The organism is Devosia salina, from assembly GCF_019504385.1.
GTDB classification, from domain to species: domain Bacteria; phylum Pseudomonadota; class Alphaproteobacteria; order Rhizobiales; family Devosiaceae; genus Devosia; species Devosia salina.
The window spans coordinates 2,129,027-2,150,619 of sequence record NZ_CP080590.1; the positions used below are offsets into that span (position 1 = coordinate 2,129,027).

Below are 21,593 nucleotides of genomic sequence, written 5' to 3' on the forward strand. Positions count from 1 at the left end.
ATGCTCGACACTCGCACCATTCTGACGGTCCGCGACCTCGAAGTCGTGTTGCCGACCCCTGCCGGGCCGCTTAGGGCCGTGCGCAGCACCAGTCTCGATCTCAAAGCCGGCGAGGCCATCGGTATTGTTGGGGAATCGGGCTCGGGCAAGTCCATGACCGCCCTGGCGCTCATGCGGCTCCTGCCGCGCAATGCCCAGGTTCGGGCCGAGGCCATTTCGCTGTGCGGCGATGACCTTGGATCAATGGACGACCGGCACTTTGCCAATGACGTGGCTGGGCAGAAGGTCTCCATGATCTTCCAGGAGCCCATGACCTCGCTCAATCCGGTTTATTCCATCGGCAGGCAAATGACCGAGGCGGCCACTCGCATCGGACGGCTAAACGAAGCCGAAGCACGGGAGTGCGCTGTCGATCTGCTCGGCAAGGTTGGCATCCCCGATCCCGCCGGGCGGATGGAGCAATATCCGCACCAGCTCTCGGGCGGGCAGCGCCAACGCGTGATGATCGCCATGGCACTGATGAACGAGCCGGACCTGATTATTGCCGATGAGCCAACCACCGCGCTCGACGTCACCGTTCAGGCCCAGATCATGGACCTTTTGGCCGATCTCCGCCGCGAATTCGGCATGGCGATGATCCTGATCACCCATGACCTGGCGGTCGTCGCCTCGACCGTCGACAAGGTGGCGGTAATGTATGGCGGCGAGATCGTCGAACAGGGTGCCTGCGCCGAAGTGCTGCATCATCCCATGCATCCCTATACGCGGGGCCTTTTGGCCAGTGCACCAAAACTGTCCGACGTGCCGCGCCGGCTGGGCGCCATTCCGGGCATCGTGCCCTCGCTGATTGGCGAGGTGGAGTATTGCGTGTTCTCCTCGCGCTGCCCGCAATCGCGCGCCGAATGCCGCAGCAGCCGTCCGCCCCTTCGCGACCTTGGTGGCCGCACATATGCCTGCGTGCTGACACCGGAGGAGATTGCCCTCCTGCCACCGGCCCAGCCCGATGTCGAAATGCAGCCACTCAAGGCCAAGCTCGATGACGTGCTCATGGAGGGGCGCGGCATCGAGAAGGTCTATGACATCAAGCGCTCGATCTTTGCCAAGGCAAGACAGCTGCATGCGCTGGACGACGTCTCGATCGACATCCGCCGCGGCGAGACTTTTGCGCTGGTCGGGGAAAGCGGCTCCGGCAAGACGACTTTGGCCAAGATCCTGCTCGGCCTCAACCCCGCCAGCAATGGCGAGGTGCTGCTCGAAGGCGAGCCCATTGCCAAAATGGATCGGCTCAAGCGCGCCCGGCTGATGCAACCCATCTTCCAGGATCCCTATTCCTCGCTCAATCCGCGCCACACCATTGGCCGGCTGATCGGACGGCCACTAGAAATCCACGGCATTGGCGACGCGCAGAGCCGCGAGGCGGCGGTGGTGGAGGTGATGGAGCGGGTTGGGCTGCCCAGCCGGGTCATGCACAACTATCCCAACCAGATGTCGGGCGGGCAGCGCCAGCGTGTCGCCATTGCCCGGGCGCTGGTGATGAAGCCGGCACTGCTGGTCTGTGACGAACCGACTTCGGCGCTCGACGTGTCGGTGCAGGCGCAGATCCTCAACCTGCTCTCCGATCTGCAGCGCGATCTCGGGCTGACCTATCTGCTGATCACCCACGATATCGGGGTGGTGCATCAGGTCGCCTCGCGCATTGCCGTCATGTATCTGGGGCAGATAGTGGAAATGGGCGACGCCGCCGATATTCTGGCCGCCCCTCGCCATCCCTATACGCAACTATTGCTGTCCTCGGTGCCCGAACTGAATGGGACCAGAAAGCCCCGACGGGCCGGCTCGGCAATTATCACCAATCCACTCGACCTGCCACCGGGTTGCCGCTTCTCCGAGCGCTGCCCCTATGTGGCCGAGGCCTGCCGCGCCGCGCCCCCGGCCCTGCAACCGGCCAAAACCGGCCCGCAATTGACACGCTGTATTCGCGACGAGGTTGTCACCCATGACCTTTCATGATGCTGGCCTGACGCCGCAAACATTGTTCTCCCGTCCCAATCTCTGGCAGGCCTGGCTCGATGTCGAAGCCGCCATGGCGCAGGCCCAGGCCGAAATCGGCATGATCCCGCAATGGGCCGCCGACGAGATTGCCGGCAAGGCCCGGCTCGAACTGTTCGATCTCGATGCGCTGGAACGCTCTGTGGCCGAGACCATGGCGCCCATCGTCTCGCTGGTCCGGGCCCTGACCGAGTTGTGCGGTGAGGCGGGCGGCTATGTCCATTGGGGCGGCACGACGCAGAACATCATGTCCACCGGCATGCTGCTGCTGGTGCGCCGGGGCCACCAGCGGATGCTGGGGCATCTGGCCGGTGCGATGGATACGCTGGGCGGTTGGGCCGATGAGCATGCGGAAACCCTGATGGCCGGACGCACCAATAACCGCCATGCCCTGCCCATCAGCTTCGGCTTCAAGGTTGCCGGCTGGATCGAGGAATTGTCGCGGCAAAACCGGCGTTTTGCCGAATGCGAGGCGCGTCTGTTCGCGCTGTCCTTTGGCGGCGCCATCGGCGCGATGCATTCCTTCGACGGCAAGGGCGACGCGCTGGCCAAAGCGCTGGGCCGGAGGCTGGCGCTGGGCCATGTCCTCGTACCCTCGCGCGCTTCGATCGACACCCAGGCTGAATATGTGGCGAGCCTGGGGCTCTTCGCCATGGCGGTGGGGCGCATCGGCAACGAACTTTATCGCCTGATGGCCAACGAGATCGACGAGGTGGCCGAGCAATTGGGAGACCTGGTTATCGGCAGCTCGACCATGCCACACAAGGTCAATCCCAAGCATGTGGTGCACCTGATCTCGACCGCGGCGCAGTTGCGCTCCCGGGTCGCGCCTGCCCTCGAGGCGGGCATGCCGGGCCATGAGGGAGACGCCGCCAGCAACCAGTTGATGTCGCGTACGCTCGAAAGCGCCTGCATGCTGGGCTGGGAACTGGCGCAGCGGCTGGAGGCAACCCTGGCCCATATCGAGATCAAGCCGGCCGCAATGTCGGCCAATCTGGGGCGCAGCGCCAATGTCATCGCTTCGGAGAACCTGATGATGGTGCTGGCGCCCCGTATTGGTCGCTCCAGGGCACATGATGCGGTGCATCATGCGGTGATCGCCGCGACCCGCGATGGGAGTGACCTCGTGGATATTCTGCTCCGTCAAGAGATAGCCGCGCATATCGACCGCAGCGCGCTTGAACAGGCGCTCGATCCGGCCAACTATCTGGGCGAAAGCGCGACTATTGCCCGCCAATCGGTGTCGCTTGCCGCGAGCGTGTCGCACGACTTGCGGCGGCGCCAGACCAGTTAGGGCCGAACTGCTTCCAGGGGAGCCAATACCGCTTGAGCGACTACCATTCCTTCGATCCCGCCCTAGGGCATGGCCTGCCTCATGATCCGATCAAGGCCATCATCGCGCCCCGACCGATCGGCTGGATTTCCTCAATCGGGGCGTCTGGCGTCGCCAATCTGGCACCCTATAGCTATTTCAACATGTTCAGCCACAAGCCGCCGATCCTGATTTTTGGCAGCGAGGGTCGCAAAGACACGCTGTCCAATGTCGTCCAGTCGGGTGCCTTCGTGTTCAACCTGGCGACCCAAGACCTGGCCCAACAGATGAACCAGTCTTCCGGCACTTATCCGCCACTGACCGATGAGTTCGAGATGGCCGGGCTGGGCAAGCTGAACAGTGATACCATTGCTGTTCCTCGGGTGGCGGACGCCGCCGCGGCCATGGAATGCCGAGTGCTCGAAACCCGCCAGCTCCATGACCTGGATGGTCAACCGGTCCTCAGCCACCTGATCATCGGCCAGGTCACGCGTGTCCATATTCGCGCCGATCTGCTGCTGGACGGGCGGTTCGACATGGTTCGTGCGGGGACCATTGCCCGCTGCGGCTATCGCGGAGACTATGTGCGGGCGACCCAAACTTTCGAGATGCTGCGCCCCCAAATTGGGTAAGATGCAGCCCGAGCGGCGCAGGAGGGGCCAAATTGAACCTGAGATCGCTGCGCATCTTCCGCCGCATCGTCACGCTCGGATCGCTTGCGCAGGCGTCGCGCGAGCTCAACATCTCCCCTTCGGCAGCGAGTCGGCTGATTTCCCTGCTGGAATCCGAGCTGGGCCTGGTGCTCTTTGCCCGTCACAAGCGCCGCCTGGAGCTCACCGAGGAAGGTGACCGCTTCTATCGCGAGACCGAGCATATCCTGCGCGGTCTCGATGAAATGAGCGCGGTGTCGCGCGATATCCGCCAGCAGACCAACAATCGGCTGCGGCTCGTCACCGCTGCGCCGCTCGCCATGGGCGTCATTGCACCAACTCTGGCGCTCATGCGCCGGAAAGGAATGGAATTCGAATGCGACATCAATGTCGAGACGCGCTTCGGCATCGAAAGCAAGGTGGCCGCGCGGGCGTTTAATTTCGGGATCATCTCGGTGCCCCTGGAAAACGCCATTGTCGAGCTGACCGTCGAGCCGTTCCTCGAAGCGCGTGTTGGGGTCCTCATGCGGGCGGACCATCCGCTGGCCGCTCGAGAAAGCATCGAACCCGAAGACCTGGTCAACCAGCCCATTGTTGCCCTTCACAAGGGTCAAAGGTGGCGCGACCGCATGGACGAGGTGTTTTCAGGGGCGGGGCTAGCGCCGCCTGTCCCCATCGAAACCACGTCGACGCCGGTGGTCACGCAACTGGTGCGCGATGGGCTCGGAGCGACCATTGTCGATAGAGTCTGCGGCCGAATACTTCCCGGAGAGCCGCTTGTGCTGCGACCCCTGGCGCATGAGCGCTGGGTTACCTATGCAACCATCCACCCGCGGGGGCCCCGCCCGGCCCTCGAACGCGATTTCGTGCAAAGCATGCGCGATTTTGTTGTCGCGGAGCGACAGTCAACCCCCGACATCGCCGACAGTCTCCGCCTGATCACTCACACCTAGGCTATGTCAGGTGTGGCGAGGAGCAGATCGATCGATCACTGCCCCGCCCCCAACTGCCCGCTTTTGCAAAGGCCGACCCAGGCGCTCCCGCAGGCGGCGCCGCTGTAGCTTTCCGGCTGCGCACGGTGTTACCACTTTGGACTTGGCAGCGGGCAGTCGCAATGCCCATGAGGGCTCGGGGAATGTCCAACAACGCTTCCGTGCTGTCCCCAGCGCCGCGGCGAACTCGATCCCCTGCCCCAACCCGACGGGCAGCCAAGTCGGCGGGGGCTAGTTCAGCAGACCCGCGGCCCTGGGTAACCATAGCACCAATTCGGGCACGTAGGTGATGAGCATGAGAATGCCCACCAGCATGGCGATATGCACCCACACTTCGCGGATCATCTCGCCAAGCGGAATGCCGTTAATGGCCTTGATGATGTAAAGCAGTATGCCATAGGGCGGGGTGATCAGCCCGATCATCATGTTGAAGACGACGACCACGCCGAAATGGTGCAGGTCGATGCCCAGGGCCGCCGCTGTGGGGATGAAGAGCGGCGTTATCACCAGCATGATGGTGGAAACATCGAGAAAGCACCCGAGCAGCAGATAGAGGATGTTGACCAGCAGCAGGAAGGTCCACTGGTTCATCTCGAAGCTCACGAGGAACTCGTAGAGCATTTGCGGCACGCGTTCGATGGTGATGGCATAGTTGAAGACGAAAGCGCCGCCCAGCACCAGGGTCACCACGGCAGTGGTCTTCACGGTCTCGCGCACCACGGCGTAGAATTCCGCCCAGGTCAGGCTGCGATAGGCGACCACGGCCAGCACCAGCGCATAGAAGGCCGACACGGCTGCCGCCTCGGTGGGGGTGAAGGCACCCGAATAGATGCCGCCGAGCAGGATGACCGGCATCATCAGCGGCGGCACCGCGCGCAGGATGATGACTGGATAGAGACCCCATGGAATGGCGGCTTCAACCGGGAATTTGCGCCTGATGGCCACGGCCTGCACGAAGACGCATTGCACCAGCACCACGATCAGCGCCGGCACGACGCCAGCCAGGAACAGCACGCCCACCGAGGTGGAGGAGATCAGGGCATAAAAGACCAGCGGAATGGAGGGCGGAAAGATCGGCCCGACCACGGCGGTTGCGGCGGTTAGCGCCCCGGCAAAACCGCGCGGATAGCGGTCCTTCTCGATCATCATGCCGGTCACGACCTTGCCCACGCCTGCGGCGTCGGAAATGGCCGAGCCGCTCATGCCCGAAAAGATCAGCGAGGTGATGACGTTGACTTGGGCCAGCCCGCCCGGGAGGCGGCCCACCATGGCCAGGGAGAATTTGAGCAGGCGCTCGGTGATCTTGCCCGATTCCATAATGTTGGCGGCAAATATGAAGAGCGGCACCGCCAGCGCGACGAAATTGCCAAAGACGCCATTGAGCACGTTCTCGGCGGCCAGGCCCACATCGCGGCCGGAGACAACAAGATAGAAGATGGAGGCGACGATCATCGAGATCGAGAAGGGCAGGCCGGAGGCCGTGATCACGATCAGCAGGATGACGAGAATGGGAAGGGCGTAATCCGCCAGCATGAGGGCCTCCTTGCAGGCGGGGTCAGAGATGGCGGCGCCAGTTCCGGCCCATTAGGCCGATAAGGCGATGGAGCCCCTGCCCTGCAAAAGACACCAGGAACACGAGGTAACAACCATAGATCCATTCCATGGGCAGGCGCAGCACCGGCGAATTCTTGCGGGTCAGAAAGGCCAGGTAGTCGACCGTGTGGGGAATGAGCAGGCCGAAAGCCAACAGCAGCACCGCCATCGCGAAGATGGCCGATAGTCGCCGCCCGCTCTCGGGGAGGAAGTCGTAGAGCACGTCGAACGAGACATGCTCCTTGATGCGCACCATGAAGGCCGCCGCCCAGAAGACCGCCCAGATGAAGGCGACCATGACGAACTCTTCAGTCCAGGCGAGCGGCCGGTTCATGACATAGCGCATGAAGACCTGGACGATGAAGCCGCCGAAAGCCGCCACGAAGAACAATACGCCGAGCGTGTCGGCAATCCTGCGCAGGGTGGGCAAAAGGGACTTGAGGCTTTCTGTCATCGTGTCGTCCAGGTCAGGCGGGGTTCTGGCTATCAGGGGGCCAGTTCATTGATGCGGTCAACCCAGCCTTCGGGCCAGAGCGCGGCGCGTTCCGAATTCAGGTAATAGTCCTGGACATGGGTGCGGAAGGCGTCGACATCGGGGGTGGTGACAGTCAGGCCTTCGCTCTCGAAGAAGGCCACAAGGCGATCTTCCTCGGCGATGCGGGCCTGGTTGTTCCAGTCACAGGCCGCCACGGCCGCTTCGGTCATCTTGGCCTTTTCGTCGTCGGTCAGCTGTTCCCAGGTCTGGTTGTTGACCACCATGGGCAGACCGTCGACCAGGTGGCTGGTGAGGGTGATCTGCTCGGTTACCTCGTAGAACTTGGCGGCATCGACCGTGGGCAAGGGATTGTCCTGGGCGTCAATGGTGCCGGTCTGGAGGCCGAGATAGACTTCTGAAAATGGCAGCGGGGTGGGGTTGGCGCCCAGGGCTTCGCCCAGGAAGAGCCAGCTTTCGGCGCCCGGCATGCGCAGCTTGACGCCGGCGAGGTCCGCGGGGGTCTGCACGTCGCGTGCGCTGCGCAGGTTAAGCTGGCGGGTGCCCAGATAGCAGGCATCCAGGATTTGCAGGCCCATCTCATCGGAGACGCGCTGCTTGAACTCGGCACCGATATCGCTTTCCAGCACGGCCCGGTAATGCTCCGGGCTCTGGAACAGATAGCCGGCGGTGAACAGACCGAATTCGGGAATGGCGTCGGCGATCAGCTGGAAGGCGACATAGGCCATTTCGGCATTGCCGCGCTGGAGCGCATCGAGATCGGCGTTCTGACCAAACAGGGCACCAGAGTCATAGAGCTGGATATCATAGCGGCCCGGCGAAAGCTCCTCGAGCTTGTCGGCAAAGACCTTCATGGCCTGGGTGTGCAGGTCCGTAGGCACAGACACGGTGGTGAACTTGAGTTCCAGCTTGTCCTGGGCGAAGGCGGGCGCTGCCATCAGGGTGGCGAGTGCAGTAGCGGTCATGGCGACCAAGGCGGTGTACTTAAGGGTCATTTCGATCCTCCCTCTCGATGGGTGCGGCTCACTTCCTCCTCTCCGGCATCAGTTCGCCAGCGAAAGTGTCCGCTTGTTTTGACGGCTGGACTTTGCAGCAGGAAACGACTGATGTAAACAGTGATGTGATAACTGATTGTATCAGTGTGCTGACAAGGCCCATACGGAGGACTAAACCCTTGGCAAATTCAGACCTTTCCGGAATCATTTGCGCATCGGTGACGCCGGTCAGCCCGCAATTTTCAATTGATGCGGGGCGTCTGGCCATGCATTGCACCCGACTTCTGAGCCAGGGGTGCAGCTTCGTTTCGACCTTCGGCACTACCGGCGAGGGGGCTTCGTTCTCCACCAATGAGAAGATCGCCGCGCTGCGGGCCCTAGCCGATGCCGGTGCGGACATGCGCAGCCAGATTCCCTCGGTAATGACGCCCAGCAGCGACGAAGCGGGTCGCATGATTGCCGAGATCGCGGCACTCGGCTGCCGGGGCGCGCTGGTACTGCCGCCCTTTTATTACGCCAGCGCCAGCGAGGAGGGCATCGTCGCCTTTTTCGAGAGGGCGCTGGAGCGGGCGGGCCATCCCGATCTCGACATCCTCCTCTACAATATCCCGCAATTCTCGCGCATCACCTTCACGCCGAGCCTGGTCCGCAAGCTGATCGCGCGGTTTGGCGACCGGATCGTGGGCATCAAGGATTCCACCGGGAAGCTGGAAAGCGGCGTGGAACTGGCCGAGGGCTTTCCGCAGCTGTCGATCTTTACCGGCGATGACCGCGTCCTGCCCAGTCTTCTGGCACGGGGCGGCGCCGGCATGATCGGCGGCATGCCCAACGTGTTCAGCAAGGATCTGCGCGCGCTCTACGAGGCGCCCGGTGCCGAAGGCTCGGCCCCGCTCAAGGCCAATGCCGCCACCCGCATCGAAGCAGTGGATGGCAATGGCGCGCTGCTTGCCCTCAAGGCCGTGCTTGCCGCATTCTACAAGGACAAGGAATGGGCCCGTGCTATGCCGCCACTGATGGCGCTGGCGCCGGAACGAGCCAGTGTGGTCTTTGATGCCATCGAGGGCACCGGGTTTGCGGTGCGGACCGCCGCCTGATCATCCGATCCATGGAGGGGAGTATGGCCCGTTCGTCCAGCATAGCCGAACCATTGGGCACCGCACCGGCCTCGGTGAAGAAGGCGGCCTATGAGCGCTTCCAGCAGGAATTGCTCGCCGGGCGGCTGCGCCCGGGCCAGGTGGTGTCTCAGCGCGAACTGGTGCAGACGCTGGATCTGTCCATCGGCGCATTGCGGGAATTGCTGCCGCGCCTGGAGGCCGAGGGCTTGCTCAATGTGATGCCGCAGCGCGGCATCCAGATCACCACCATCGACCTGCCCATGATCCGCGACGCCTACCAGATGCGGATGGCTTTCGAGCGCGAGGCTACGCTCTACGCCGTTGACCGCATGCCGGACGAAATGATCGAAGAGCAGAAGCGGCTGCACCTGGAAATTCTCGAACGGCTCAAGGTCGAGCGCAGCACCGCATTCTTCGAGGAAAGCCAGGACGTGGATTCGCGTTTCCATGAAATGCTCATCGGCTTCACCGAGAACGAGCTGTTGGTGCAGGCCTATGACGTGAACTCGATCCGGGTGCGGTTGATCAAGCTCGACCGTATCACGCTGAGCGCCACGACCCTGCCGGCGGCCTTTGGCGATCACCTGGCCATTATCGAGGCCATTCTGGAACGCGACCGTAACAAGGCGGCCGCGGCCATGGAAGCCCATATCCGCAATGCGCGGGAACGGGCGCTGGCCCTCTAGCGCCCCATCCGCCGCCCTCTTAGCGAGTATAAAGGTGACTGCCTTGCGTCCCGTCGCGCTCCGCTGCGAGCACCAGACCGCCCCCATGGGCCTCAACCGCCCCCACCCGCGTTTCGACTGGGCGCTGGAAGGGGAAGGCCATGAGCGAAGCCAGACCGCCTATCGGCTGATGGTGCGTGCGGGGGAGGCAATGCTGTGGGACAGCGGCAAGGTCATGTCCGCACAGACCCGGCAGGTCGAGTATGCCGGACCCGCGCTGGTGTCGGACCAGGCCCTGGACTGGACCGTGATGGTCTGGGACGAGGCCGGCACGCCCTCGGACTGGGCCGAAGCTGGACACTTGTTCACCGGGCTGATGCAGCAGAGCGACTGGCAGGCCGACTGGATTGCCCGCTATTTCGTGCTTCCCGCCGGGCGGGAGGCGCCGGCCGACAATCCCTATGACAATCGCTGGCAGGCCCGCCCTGCCGACCATTTCCGGCGTGATTTTTCCACGCCTGATAAACCCGTGCGCGCCACAGCTTATGTGACGGCGCTGGGACTCTATGAGCTCTATCTCAACGGCGCCCGCGTCGGCGATGCGGTGATGGCGCCGGGCTGGACCGATTATCACCAGCGGGTGGAGTATCAATCATACGACGTGACCGATCTGGTGCGTTCGGGCGCCAATGCCCTGGGCGCGCTCCTTGGCGAAGGTTGGTATTCGGGCCGGGTCGGGCACAATCAGCGTCGCGCCGGCAATCATTATGGCGGGCGGCCAGCCCTCCTCTGCCAATTGCATCTCGAATATGCCGACGGGCGGATCGAGCGCATCCTGAGCGACGCAGATTGGCGCACCGTACAGGGTCCGGTCTGCTACAGCGATTTTCTCATGGGCGAGCTCTATGACGCGCAGCTGGAGATGCCGGGCTGGGCCCAACCGGGCTTTGACGATGCGCGTTGGCAACCGGTGGAGGTGTTCACGCCCGAGCCGCGCGCGCCGCGCCTCGAAGCCGCCCGCGCCCCGCAAGTGCGCGAGACCGTGCGCTTCCCGGCGCGCTTTCTGCATCGGGCAAGAACCGGCGGTCATGTCCATGACCTGGGCCAGAACATTGCTGGTTATGTCCAGCTTGAGGTTCAGGCCAGATCAGGCGACCGTTTCACCCTGCGCCATGGCGAAATGCTCGACGCCCAGGGTGAACTCTATGTCGCCAATCTGCGCCATGCCGTGGCCGTGGACCACTATATCGCCAGGGGCCATGGCTGCGAAAGGTTCAAGCCACGCTTTACCTTCCATGGCTTCCAGTTCGTTGAACTGACCTTGCCCGATGGCGTCTCGCCCGACGATGTGACGCTGACCGGCATTGCCATCCACAATGACCTGAACATCGCCGGGTCGCTGCGGACCGGTTCGGATATGGTCAACAAGTTGATCGCCAATATCGAATGGAGCCAGCGCGACAATTTCCTTTCCGTGCCCACCGATTGTCCGCAACGCGACGAGCGGCTGGGTTGGAGTGCCGATGCGCAAGTGTTTTGGAAGACCGCGGGCTATGGCATGGACGTCTCGGCCTTTCTCGAAAAATGGTTCGAGGACATTGCCGAGGCCCAGTTGCCCGACGGCGCCTTTACCGATATTGCCCCCTCGCGCCCGCTCAACCCCTATCGCCAGTCGGCCCAACCCGGTGCTCCCGGCTGGGGTGATGCGCCCGTCATTCTCGCCTGGCAGCATTGGCTGCGCTATGGCGACAGGGCGCTGGTCGAAAGGCACTTCGACCGGCTGGTGGCCTGGCTGAGGCACATTGCCGACGCCAATCCCGATCACCTGCGGGTCAACGCCGTCTACAACAATTACGGCGACTGGCTGAGCGTCGGCCCGGCCTCGGACCGCACCATGGTGGCCACCGCCTATTGGGTGCATGTAGCCGATTTGATGGCCAAGCTTTCCGCCGTGGTCGCACGCAGCGAATTGGCCCGCTACTATGAGGATCAGGCGCGCGCGGTGCGGCAGGCCTTCATAAAAGCCTTTGTCGACGATGATGGCCGCATCACAGGCGACACCCAGACCGCCTATCTGCTGGCGCTCGATTTCGCCGTGCTCCCAACCGACCTGCATGCCAAGGCTGCGGGGCACCTGCTGCGCAAGCTCGAAGAGGCGAACGGGCATCTACAGACCGGGTTCCTGGGCGTGAAGCATCTCTGCCCGGTACTGAGCGATATCGGCGCGCCGGAACGGGCCTATGACCTGCTGCTCAACCAGAGCTATCCCAGCTGGGGCTTTTCCATTGCGCAGGGGGCCACCACCATCTGGGAACGCTGGGATGGCTGGACCCAAGACAAGGGCTTCCAGAGCGTCAACATGAACTCGTTCAATCATTATGCCTATGGCGCGGTGGGCGAGTGGCTCTATGCCCGCGTTGCCGGCATCGATTGGGACGAGACCGATCCGGGCTATTCGACCATTGCCATGCGGCCGCTGTTCGATCCCCGACTGGGCTGGCTCGAGGCGCATTACGACGCGCCCACCGGAAGGGTCGAAAGCACCTGGCGCATAGAGGGTAGCCTCGTCACCTGGACCTTCTCCATCCCGCCCAATTGCGCGGGCCGTATCGCCTTGCCCCGGCCGGTGCTCACGCTCATAGCGGGCGACAGGCCCCTGCCCGTTCCCGGCGCCAGCTTCACCCTCGGCTCCGGCCGCTACACCATTACCCTTTCGCTCTGAAACGAGACCATAAATGGCACAAGCACAGCGTCCCCTGCTCCACATGATCGGCAATGCCCATCTCGACCCCGTCTGGCTCTGGCGCTGGCAGGAAGGGTGCGCGGAAGCCATCGGCACCTGCTGGGCCGCCGTGGACCGGCTGCGCGAGGGCAAAGGCTTCGTCTTCACCAAGGGCGAGGCGCATATCTATCGCTGGATCGAGGAACTGGAGCCGGCGCTGTTTGCCGAGATCAAACACTATGTGGCCGAGGGCCGCTGGATCATCGTCAATGGCTGGTGGATCCAGCCTGATTGCAATATCCCCAGTGGCGAAAGCGTCATCCGTCAGGCCCTCTACGGCAAGGGCTATTTCATGGAGAAATTCGGGGTGGAGCCGACCACCGGTTATAATGTCGACAGCTTCGGGCATCCGGGCACTTTCCCGATGCTGCTCCGGCATACCGGATTCACCAGCTACACCTTCATGCGCCCCGGCCCGCATGAAATGGACCTGCCAGGCGAGCTCTTCATCTGGAAATCGCCGGACGGATCGTCCCTGCCGGCTTTCCGCATCCAGGATGCCTACAACACCTCCAAGCGCTCGACGCCGCTGCCGCAAAAGATCGACCAGCACTACGCCCATATCGACAGGTACGGGCATCCATTCATGGCCTTTTACGGCGTGGGCAATCACGGCGGAGCGCCGACCATCGAGAATATCGACGAGATCGAGATGCGCATCGCGCGCGGCGAGAACCTTGCCTATTCCGATCCGGAGCGCTTCTTCCGCGAGATCGAGACCGACGACCTGCCGGTGGTCGAGAGCGAACTGCAATTTCACGCCATCGGCTGCTATGCGGTGGCCTCGTCCCTCAAGGCGCTGAATCGCAAGGCCGAGAGCCTGCTCGAACAGGCCGAGACCGCCTCGGCCCTCGCCTACAGGGCGACCGGCGCCGTCTATCCGCGCGAACGCTTCGCCGCGCTCTGGCAGGTGCTGCTGTTCAACCAGTTCCACGACACGCTGGGCGGCACCAGTATCGAGGCGGCCTGTATCGACAGCGAGCGGGAACTGGCCGGTGTCATTGCCGGCGCGGAGGAGTTGCTCAATGCCGCGGTGCGCCGGCTCGACGGCACCATTGCCCCGCCGGTCGATCCGACTGACGCCACCTTCGTCGTGATGAATTTATCCGGCGTCACCTCAAGCGGTCTTGTCGAGGCCGAGCCCTGGGTGGACAAGGACACGCTGACCCCGCGCCTCCTGCTAGACGAAACTGGAAAGCCCGTGCCCTTTCAGTATGTCGATCCAGCCGGCAAGACGACGGGCCTGCAGCGCCTCGTCTTCCCGCTCGACGTGCCTGCCTTTGGCTATCGCGTGCTGCGCTTTGCTGCCGCCCAAGCTGGGGAAAAGGCGCCGCGCGTCAGTTTCGGCCAGCCCCATGCCGGGTCACTCAGCTTCGAAACCGCCGGTTATGCACTGACGCTCTCGCCCGAGACCGGGGCCATCGTGAGCCTCGTCAATCGCCACAGCGGTATCAGAATTTTCACTGCGCCCGGTCACGCCGGAATTGTCGTCGATGATCGGAGCGACACCTGGACCCATGGCACCGAGTGCTTTGGCCTCGAGGGAGCGGCGCTGCGCCTCGAGGGCGTGAAACTGGTCGAAGACGGGCCGGTGCGCTTGACCATCGAGGTCACGGCAAGCCATGGCGCTTCGCGTCTCGTCACCTCGATCATGCTGCCGGTTGACGCGGCCCAGCCCGTCGAATTGCGGGTGGCGCTCGACTGGCACGAACAGCACAAGCTTCTGCGCCTCGCCTATCCGCTGGCCGGCAAGAACTTCGAGTACGAAGTGGCGGGCGGCTGGGACAGCCGGCCCGACAGCGGCCGGGAAGTGCCCGGCCAGCGCTGGGTGCGCGTCGCAGCCGAAGGGCACGAGGTCGTGCTGGTCAATGACGCGAAATACTCTTACGCGGCGCAGGGTGGCACGCTCTATCTCACCGCTGTCCGCGCGCCGATCTTTGCCCATCACGATCCGATCCCGGTCGAGGCGGGCGCGCGCTATCGCTACATGGACCAGGGCGAACAGGTCTTTACCATCCTGCTGCGGGCGGCCCCGGGCCTGTCGCGCCAGGACGCGGCTGTTCTCGCCGAGCGCCTCAACAAGCCGGTCGTCACCACCCCGCATGTGAGCCGCGGCGGCACGGGGAGGCACGCTGGCCAATGGCTGTCACTAACGGCGCAAGGCGGCATGATCACGACGCTCAAGGGCGCGGAGGACGGCAGCAGCCTCATAGCGCGGGCGCTGGACCTCTCCGGCACCGGCGCCACGATCAGCCTGGAGAGCGGCCATGTCAGGGTCCCCGCCAGCGGCATGGCCACCCTACGAATATCCGACAACGACTTGATCCCCTGCGATGGCCTGGAGCGACGCTACGCTGCAAGCCAAATCTAGCTTGGTGCTTGTGATCGCTCGCTTCAAGCGAGTGGAAAACTGCCGAGACCGTGCCTGGGCCTTGGGCATGGATGCCGCGGCGCCTGAGTTCAAAACTTGATGCCCAAGCTTGTCGGCCCGTGGCCGCTGTCCGCGCTTTCAGAAGGGCGCCCCTCGTAGGCCCGGGCGTAGCCGGCGTAAACGAACATCTGGATCAAGAGCACATCGGCCGATTTGCTCAGCCACGTTCGTTGCCCGGCTGATGCGAACATTTCACCGAACGGTTATTTTTCGGCAATTTCCCTTGAAATTTCACCACTCGGTGATATTTGCATGCTATAGCTTCTCATATCACTGAGCGGTAATAGGATGCGACTGATGGACATTCGAAGTATCGACGAGGTTCGCCGCTTTTTGCGGGAGGAGCGCAGGCGTCGCGGGCTCACCCAAGCTCAGCTCGCTGACCTTACGGCGACCTCGCAAAAGTGGGTCAGCGATTTCGAGCGCGGCCGCGTCGATCCGCCTATCTCGATCGTGCTCAAGGTGCTGGTGTTGCTGGGCGTGACGATCGCGTTCTCGCCAGCGACAATTTCGGCGAGCGAACCGACAGACGCTGGTTCCGAATTCTGATGCCCGCATCCATCCGCCTCTACGGTCTTCCTGTTGGTGTCCTCGACGTTGCCAGGGACGGCAACTTGTCCTTTCGCTACGAGCAGGGCTGGCTCGAGCGTACGCAATTGCCACATCATCCGCTGTCTTTGTCGCTCCCTCTCTCGCCAAATCCATGCGATCACAATCTCGCCGGTCCGTTCTTCGGTGGGCTGCTGCCGGATTCGAAACAGACGCGCGAGGCTCTGGCGCGCTATCTGCAGGTCGATGCCACCGATGACTACTCGCTGCTCTACCAGCTTGGCCGCGATTGCCCGGGCGCGGTCACCGTTATGCCGCTCGACGACGAGGTGATCGCCGACGAGAATGTCGAGACAAAATGGGACGTGCTGGACGATGATCGGCTCGCTCGATATATCGAGGCCTTGCCGCGGCGGCCGCTGTTCATCGACGCCGAAGGCGAGCTGCGGCTCTCGCTTGCCGGCGTCCATCACAAGGCGGGGGTCGGCGTCGTTGACCGCAGGATTGCGCTGCCGAGAGGGCGCACGCCAAGCACTCACATTCTAAAGGTGGACATCGACGGTCTGCCGGATTCGATCCGCGTTGAGCACTTCTGCCTGCGGGTGGCTGCCGCTGTGGGCATCCCAGTGCCATTCTCGACCATCCGCGTGGTCAAGGAGAGGCCCTATATGGTCATTCGGCGGTACGACCGCGTCGGCGTGAATGGGCAAGGGGTTTTCCGTCGACTGCATCAGGAGGATTTCTGTCAGGCGCTCGGGCGGTTTCCACGGCAGAAGTACGAAAAGGATGGCGGTCCGGGGTGGCAGGAAAGCTTTGAGTTGATGAAGAAGGTCACCGACGTCGTCGCGGCCCGCACGCAACTTCTCGATCGCGCGACCTTCCAGTTCCTTATTGGCAACCCGGATGCCCATGCCAAGAACTACTCTCTGGTCTATCGGCTCGACCGCATTGAGCTCAGCCCGCTCTATGACGTGAACAATGCCGCGGCCTTTCGGTCCTTCTTCAAGGAGCAGCATCCGCGGTTGGCAATGTTCGTCGGAGGCAATCGTGATCCGCTCACGTTGACGCCGGAGCACTGGGAAGCGTTCGCCAGAGAGACCGACTTCCGTCCTCGCTTCGTGCTTCGGCAACTGCAGGATATGGCGGAGCGCATGATCCCGGCTGCCGAGAGACTGCTGGCGGAAGTGAAAGGAACCGAGGCCGACAGCGCGCTGCTGGCGCTGGCAGTCGAGGACATCGTTCAGCGCTGCACCAGGGTGCGCGCCTGGAGCGCCTAGCTCAAACAAGATCGGCAACTGACCAGTTACAGAAGACCCGAAAAACAGGCCGGGCGGGATGCATATCCCGCCCGGCTGCTCACGCTTGTTTGGTCTTCTTTCTAGTTCTCGCTGTCCTCGTCCTCGGCGACCACGCGCGTTTCGGTGGCGGAGATGGGGCGGCGCAGGCTCGAGCCGATGCGGGGCTGCACCAGGATCTGCGTGCCGCTCGTGCCGCCCTGCTCCTCCATCTCTTCGGTCACGAGCTCGCTGGCTTGCCGCGCAGCCCTCTGCCCCCCCTCCCTTCGCTCATCGGCGCCAGCGGCAGCTCGGGATTGTCCTGGGCCTGCCCGCCGATCAGGCCGAGCACATCCTCGTCCACCACGCCCTTGTTCACGAGCTGCACGAGCTCCCCCTGTACGGTGACGCTCACGGTGCAGTTGTGGTCGCGTCCGAGCGCGGCAAAGGCCTCGGGGCTGGCCCGACCGATCAGACCGCCCGCGAGCAGATCGCGGCGCAGCCCCAGCGCCCTGGCGGCTTTGGTCAGCTCCGCACCCGGGCGCGACGCGGCAACAAGGCCGCGGACGCCCTGCACCATGCGGCGCTTGCTGGCCTGAAATTCGGCGTCGCGCTGGCGATATTCCGCCACCTTTTCCGCGTCGGCCGCATTGTCCATCACCGTAAGCAGCGCACCGCGCAGCGCGACCACGTCCAGCGTGCAGCTCTCGAAGCCAACCTGGCCGGCGATCGCGGTCAGGGTCCCGGCAATGGCAACGCTGTTGCGCGCCGCCGCGAGATCCACGCGGGCCGCCTGCTGGGCGAGCGCCGCGTTCCGGTCCGCCGGCGTCTGACCACCGGCGAGCCTCTTGCGGCTGAGCTGGCGCGTCATGTCGACCAGCGCGATGGTCTGGGCGTGGATGTCGCCTGGAATTATTTTCTTCTGGCCCATTGCTGTCCTTCCGGGGGTTGAGGTCCTGCCCGGCGGCGCACTTCGCCACCGGTTCTGGCCCCAAAATGCCGCCGACCCTGGCAAGGCACGCGCCCCCGAAACCAGAAATTTTTGTTCCGGAGCAAGATTTTGACTATTGTGCCTTGCCAGGAGGCCAACCGCATTGGCCCGAGGGCGAAAACTTTCAGCAAGGACGCCGGGATTGGCCATTGGGTTTGCGAGATCGATGCCGCTGCAGCGCTCCCGCGGGCATTCGAGCGTCCAGCGTCTCGCCTATATCACCCGCCGGAGGCTCCTTTCCGCCAGAACGGGACAGGTTTTTGACCATGCGGACCGGCCCGACCTTGTCGCCGCGCTGACCCTGGTGCCCAAGGGATGCGCGGAGATGGACGCAGTGGACCTATGGGAGGCGATCGAGGCGGCTTCAAAGCGCGCCGACGCCGCGCTTGGCTTCGAACTGGTCCTTTCCCTACCCATGCCGGCAGAGCTCCCGCTGGAGCACAGTTGCCGCTTGGCCCAAGCTTTCGCGCACGAGATCATTGTTGAGAGACACCAATTGGCGGCCACCCTGGCCGTGCACCGCCCGCATGCGGGCCAGGGTGAGGACGCAGCGTTGGAGGACGCTCTCGGGCCCGATGACGACAGCTTCGGCCGGTCCATTGCCACAGCCAGCGCCAATCTTCATTGCCACATCCTTGTTGCTCCCAGGCAGCTCACCCCGGACGGACTGGCGCGGCGGCGCTATACGGCCCTCGATCCAGTCACCCGGAGCGGCAGGACCTATGGCCGGCACTGGGGCAAGCTGTGGGGCGATTTTCAGAACCGTTTCTTTGCGGCAGAAGGCCTTGATCTGCGCGTCACCCCCAACCCGCCTGTTACCCTCGATCCCGCGCCGCTGCGGGCGGTGCGGCGATGGCGCCAGCGCGCACGCCGCACCACTCCGCAGATCAATGGCCGCGCCCTCCTCGTCAACCCGGCGCGCGAAGACGAAAACGCCGCGATCGCCCTCTCCATCGACGACGCCCTTGCGTGTTTTGAGGCCCCATTTACCCGTGGTGAGCTCGAGGCATTCTTTTCGCGTCACCTGCACCCTGAGCTTTCCGCCGAAATGACCCAGGCTTGCATCGGGCTCGGCCAATGCGTCGCGCTCGACGTGGAGGGCTCAGAAATTGCGTGGTTCGCCAGCGTCAACCTCGTTCAAACCGAGCTGGCGGCCTTCGGACGGTCGCTTATGCTGGCCGCACGCGCGTCCTGCAGCCGGCAGGTGGCGCCCCATATTGGCGAAGGCTTCTCGGACGAGACACGGACCGTGCTGGCCGCGCTCTTTGAAGATGCCGATCTCAGCCTTATCGAGGCCACCGGCGCCGCCGGGCTGCTGGTGGCCGATATCTCAGGAACAGCTCAAGCGGCCGGGCTCGCCCCGGTGGTCATCGCTCATGCGGCGGGACACCCGCCCCCCAGGGCGGTGGTGCGGGATATCGAAGCGCTCCGCACGCGAATGGTTTCGCAGGCGACGATCATCATCGACGACGCCGATGCCCTCACCGCCAGGGACCTGTCCCTCGCCCTCTTGGCGGCCATTGCCGGGAACTCCAAAATCGTCCTCATTCGCCGGATCGATAGCGACTGGCCGCGCCTGCCGCTGCTCGATCTTGTTGCCCACCATGTCCGGGTCCTGCGCTGGAGCGATCGTTTCGTTGGCACTGTCCCGGCCGCTGGTCCTGCGCCGGCACCCGCCCCGCCCGGAGCTGCCCCGCCCAGATCTGCCATCGCCCACGCCCCTTCTGGACGGAACCATGCCCCGATTCCGCCCAATTGGCCGCGCTTTGCCCTCGATGCCGAGGGCGGACTCGTAACCGCGCCGGCGGCCATTGCCGGCATGATCCGGTTCTTCGCCACCTCTCCGGGGGACCTGGACTGGACGGTGCCAGAGCGCGATGCGTCTAGGGATGAGGCGGGCCTGGCGCAGCGGCTCGACCAATGGCGCTACAGCCAGAGGGAGCCGGGATGGGATGATTGGGCGAATATCGACGCGCTTGATGCCGATCTCGCGGCGGAGGCGGCCGCCTTCGCCACCCTGGCTGGGGACGGGCTGCACGACCGGCCTGAGGATGACCCGGACATGGAGCCGCCCACGCCGGACGATGTCGATTTCGCGGATGATGGCGAACTTGACTGGGATGGAGTCGACTTCGAGGACCCGCGCGAGCCCGAATGACCGCTCATGGAGGCGATACGGCAGAAAAGTGAAACGAGAGGGATAGAAGCGCCTCGCGGCGTACTCGCGGCGACCGCCGACGGGGCGCGCACAAAAACGCATATTGTATAATAAGAGGGTTAAGGGAGAGCGGCGACGAAGGACGTCGTACGGGCGCGCGGGGGCCGGCTCTCACCAGAGCGGTGTCTTCAAATGGCCCCCGGGCGATGCGATCGAGAGCGCACCTTTGCACTCATCCCCCGGCAAAGAGGCCGCAGGTACGCCAACCTGCCTCTTCGCACCGTCTACAAGTTGCATCCCAACAGACATCGCCAGTTTGGACGTTGTCCGTTCGGCCAACACAACGCTTGGGGCCAGGCACCCTCTCGCACCCCGGGTATCGTGGGGAGTCCAGGCGGATTTGACAGCCCAGGCTCCCCCTAATTTGACGGATAGACTTGCAATGCTGGAGACCTTTCCCACGCGATTAACCGAATTTCCAGAATTCTATACTTTCCCGCTCAACACTTTTCCGCGCTGCAGTAATCTCCGCTGGCAACAAGTGGGAGATAACCTTTCCTAAGCCAGTCAGTACTGCCGTATTCCCGGTTGCCGGACTTGGGACCCGGTTCCTGCCGGCAACCAAGGCCATGCCCAAGGAAATGCTGACCGTGGTCGATCGGCCGCTGATCCAGTACGCGGTGGACGAAGCGCGCGAAGCCGGTATCGAGCACTTCGTCTTTGTCACCGGCCGCAACAAGGGCGTGATCGAAGACCACTTCGACCGTCAGTTCGAGCTCGAAACCACGCTCGAGAGCCGCGGCAAGACCGCCGCGCTGGACGAACTGCGCAAGGATCTGCCCTCGGCAGGCCGCACCAGCTTCACCCGTCAGCAGGAGCCGCTTGGCCTGGGCCATGCGGTCTGGTGCGCCCGCCACATCGTGGGCAGCGAGCCCTTTGCGCTGCTGCTGCCCGACATGCTGTTCAGGGGAGAGCCAGGCGTGCTCAAGCAGATGATGAATGCCTATCAGGAGACCGGCGGCAATGTCATCGCGGTCGAGCAGGTGCCGGAAAACGAAGTTTCCTCCTATGGCGTGATCGCCCGCGGCGAGGGCCCGGACGGTGGCTTTGAGGTGACCGGCATGGTGGAAAAGCCCAGGCCCGAGGACGCGCCGTCCAACCTGATCATTTCGGGTCGCTACATCCTCCAGCCACAGATCTTCACCCTGCTGGCCGACCAGCCCAAGGGCGCGGGCGGGGAAATCCAGCTGACCGATGCCATGCAGACCCTGATCAAGTCCCAGACCTTCACGGGCGTCAAATATCGCGGCGAGAGCTTCGACTGCGGCTCCAAGATCGGCTTTCTGACCGCCAATGTCGTCTATGCGCTCGGACGCGATGACATCCGCGACGGGTTCGTTCAGCAATTGCGCAAGATCGGCTACGCCGACATTATGGGCGACGGGACCGCAAAAGCGGCTGAATAGTCAGGGGCCTGACGATATTTCATAAGGCTTGACGGCCCATCATCCCACCGGGAGATCCTTTGGCCGTGTCGCTGCCTC

General features: G+C 63.6%; 17 protein-coding genes. 12 read left to right on the forward strand and 5 right to left on the reverse strand.

What is annotated here, in order from left to right; translation table 11 throughout:
• The 4 genes from K1X15_RS10280 to K1X15_RS10295 are packed head-to-tail and all read left to right on the forward strand — an operon-like array spanning position 1 to position 4,964.
• A complete protein-coding gene (locus tag K1X15_RS10280) occupies positions 1-2,010 on the forward strand; it encodes an ABC transporter ATP-binding protein (RefSeq protein ID WP_220307340.1) in 2,010 nt (669 codons plus the stop codon).
• Positions 1,997-3,343 carry a lyase family protein gene (locus tag K1X15_RS10285; RefSeq protein ID WP_220307341.1) on the forward strand — a complete coding sequence of 449 codons (1,347 nt, stop codon included), beginning with the start codon at positions 1,997-1,999 and terminating at the stop codon, positions 3,341-3,343. Before K1X15_RS10280 ends, K1X15_RS10285 begins: the two co-directional genes overlap by 14 nt.
• 32 nt (positions 3,344-3,375) lie before the next feature.
• Positions 3,376-3,993, forward strand: coding sequence for a flavin reductase family protein (locus K1X15_RS10290; protein WP_220307342.1), 618 nt, complete (start codon positions 3,376-3,378; stop codon positions 3,991-3,993).
• Positions 3,994-4,025: 32 nt separating this feature from the next.
• A complete protein-coding gene (locus tag K1X15_RS10295; RefSeq protein ID WP_220307343.1) occupies positions 4,026-4,964 on the forward strand; it encodes a LysR family transcriptional regulator in 939 nt (312 codons plus the stop codon).
• A 270-nt stretch (positions 4,965-5,234) separates the two neighbouring features.
• On the opposite strand, the gene K1X15_RS10300 is transcribed toward K1X15_RS10295, so the two are convergent.
• The 3 genes from K1X15_RS10300 to K1X15_RS10310 are packed head-to-tail and all read right to left on the reverse strand — an operon-like array spanning position 5,235 to position 8,084.
• Entirely contained in the window at positions 5,235-6,536 is a 1,302-nt protein-coding gene (locus tag K1X15_RS10300) for a TRAP transporter large permease (RefSeq protein WP_220307344.1), read from the reverse strand.
• 22 nt (positions 6,537-6,558) lie between these two features.
• Positions 6,559-7,050 carry a TRAP transporter small permease gene (locus tag K1X15_RS10305; RefSeq protein ID WP_220307345.1) on the reverse strand — a complete coding sequence of 164 codons (492 nt, stop codon included), beginning with the start codon at positions 7,048-7,050 and terminating at the stop codon, positions 6,559-6,561.
• A gap of 32 nt (positions 7,051-7,082) precedes the next feature.
• Positions 7,083-8,084: a sialic acid TRAP transporter substrate-binding protein SiaP gene (locus tag K1X15_RS10310; protein WP_220307346.1), complete on the reverse strand. Its 1,002-nt coding sequence runs from the start codon at positions 8,082-8,084 to the stop codon at positions 7,083-7,085.
• 17 nt (positions 8,085-8,101) lie between these two features.
• On the opposite strand from K1X15_RS10310, the gene K1X15_RS10315 reads away from it, so the two are divergent.
• From K1X15_RS10315 to K1X15_RS10340, 6 genes are all read left to right on the forward strand, one after another.
• Positions 8,102-9,178 (forward strand): dihydrodipicolinate synthase family protein, encoded by a 1,077-nt coding sequence (locus K1X15_RS10315; protein WP_240549715.1) that lies wholly within the window; start codon positions 8,102-8,104, stop codon positions 9,176-9,178.
• A 23-nt stretch (positions 9,179-9,201) separates the two neighbouring features.
• The gene (locus tag K1X15_RS10320) at positions 9,202-9,885 is read left to right on the forward strand and encodes a GntR family transcriptional regulator (RefSeq protein WP_220307348.1); all 684 of its coding nucleotides are present in this window, start codon (positions 9,202-9,204) and stop codon (positions 9,883-9,885) included.
• A gap of 34 nt (positions 9,886-9,919) precedes the next feature.
• Positions 9,920-12,586, forward strand: coding sequence for an alpha-L-rhamnosidase (locus K1X15_RS10325; RefSeq protein WP_220307349.1), 2,667 nt, complete (start codon positions 9,920-9,922; stop codon positions 12,584-12,586).
• 13 nt (positions 12,587-12,599) lie between these two features.
• Positions 12,600-15,017: a glycoside hydrolase family 38 N-terminal domain-containing protein gene (locus K1X15_RS10330; RefSeq protein ID WP_220307350.1), complete on the forward strand. Its 2,418-nt coding sequence runs from the start codon at positions 12,600-12,602 to the stop codon at positions 15,015-15,017.
• 357 nt (positions 15,018-15,374) lie between these two features.
• Complete coding sequence (locus K1X15_RS10335) at positions 15,375-15,626, forward strand: helix-turn-helix domain-containing protein (protein WP_220307351.1); 252 nt, start codon at positions 15,375-15,377, stop codon at positions 15,624-15,626.
• On the forward strand, positions 15,626-16,903 hold the full coding sequence (locus tag K1X15_RS10340; RefSeq protein ID WP_220307352.1) for a type II toxin-antitoxin system HipA family toxin: 1,278 nt from the start codon (positions 15,626-15,628) through the stop codon (positions 16,901-16,903). Before K1X15_RS10335 ends, K1X15_RS10340 begins: the two co-directional genes overlap by 1 nt.
• A 101-nt stretch (positions 16,904-17,004) precedes the next feature.
• On the opposite strand, the gene K1X15_RS10345 is transcribed toward K1X15_RS10340, so the two are convergent.
• On the reverse strand, positions 17,005-17,145 hold the full coding sequence (locus K1X15_RS10345) for a hypothetical protein (RefSeq protein ID WP_220307353.1): 141 nt from the start codon (positions 17,143-17,145) through the stop codon (positions 17,005-17,007).
• A complete protein-coding gene (locus K1X15_RS10350; protein WP_220307354.1) occupies positions 17,142-17,831 on the reverse strand; it encodes a hypothetical protein in 690 nt (229 codons plus the stop codon). Before K1X15_RS10350 ends, K1X15_RS10345 begins: the two co-directional genes overlap by 4 nt.
• 226 nt (positions 17,832-18,057) lie before the next feature.
• Here K1X15_RS10350 and K1X15_RS10355 point away from each other — a divergent pair, with 226 nt between their 5' ends.
• A complete protein-coding gene (locus tag K1X15_RS10355) occupies positions 18,058-20,049 on the forward strand; it encodes a MobA/MobL family protein (protein ID WP_220307355.1) in 1,992 nt (663 codons plus the stop codon).
• 548 nt (positions 20,050-20,597) lie between these two features.
• Complete coding sequence (gene galU, locus K1X15_RS10360; protein WP_220307503.1) at positions 20,598-21,515, forward strand: UTP--glucose-1-phosphate uridylyltransferase GalU; 918 nt, start codon at positions 20,598-20,600, stop codon at positions 21,513-21,515.
• The last annotated feature ends 78 nt before the right edge of the window (positions 21,516-21,593 follow it).

Coding starts and splice junctions, on each gene's coding strand:
- K1X15_RS10355 (WP_220307355.1), top strand. CDS start 18,058: ATGCCGCTGCAGCGCTCCCGCGGGCATTCGAGCGTCCAGCGTCTCGCC.
- K1X15_RS10280 (WP_220307340.1), top strand. CDS start 1: ATGCTCGACACTCGCACCATTCTGACGGTCCGCGACCTCGAAGTCGTG.
- K1X15_RS10335 (WP_220307351.1), top strand. CDS start 15,375: ATGGACATTCGAAGTATCGACGAGGTTCGCCGCTTTTTGCGGGAGGAG.
- K1X15_RS10350 (WP_220307354.1), bottom strand. CDS start 17,831: ATGGGCCAGAAGAAAATAATTCCAGGCGACATCCACGCCCAGACCATC.
- K1X15_RS10320 (WP_220307348.1), top strand. CDS start 9,202: ATGGCCCGTTCGTCCAGCATAGCCGAACCATTGGGCACCGCACCGGCC.
- K1X15_RS10305 (WP_220307345.1), bottom strand. CDS start 7,050: ATGACAGAAAGCCTCAAGTCCCTTTTGCCCACCCTGCGCAGGATTGCC.
- K1X15_RS10315 (WP_240549715.1), top strand. CDS start 8,102: ATGGGTGCGGCTCACTTCCTCCTCTCCGGCATCAGTTCGCCAGCGAAA.
- K1X15_RS10310 (WP_220307346.1), bottom strand. CDS start 8,084: ATGACCCTTAAGTACACCGCCTTGGTCGCCATGACCGCTACTGCACTC.
- K1X15_RS10340 (WP_220307352.1), top strand. CDS start 15,626: ATGCCCGCATCCATCCGCCTCTACGGTCTTCCTGTTGGTGTCCTCGAC.
- K1X15_RS10330 (WP_220307350.1), top strand. CDS start 12,600: ATGGCACAAGCACAGCGTCCCCTGCTCCACATGATCGGCAATGCCCAT.
- K1X15_RS10285 (WP_220307341.1), top strand. CDS start 1,997: ATGACCTTTCATGATGCTGGCCTGACGCCGCAAACATTGTTCTCCCGT.
- K1X15_RS10300 (WP_220307344.1), bottom strand. CDS start 6,536: ATGCTGGCGGATTACGCCCTTCCCATTCTCGTCATCCTGCTGATCGTG.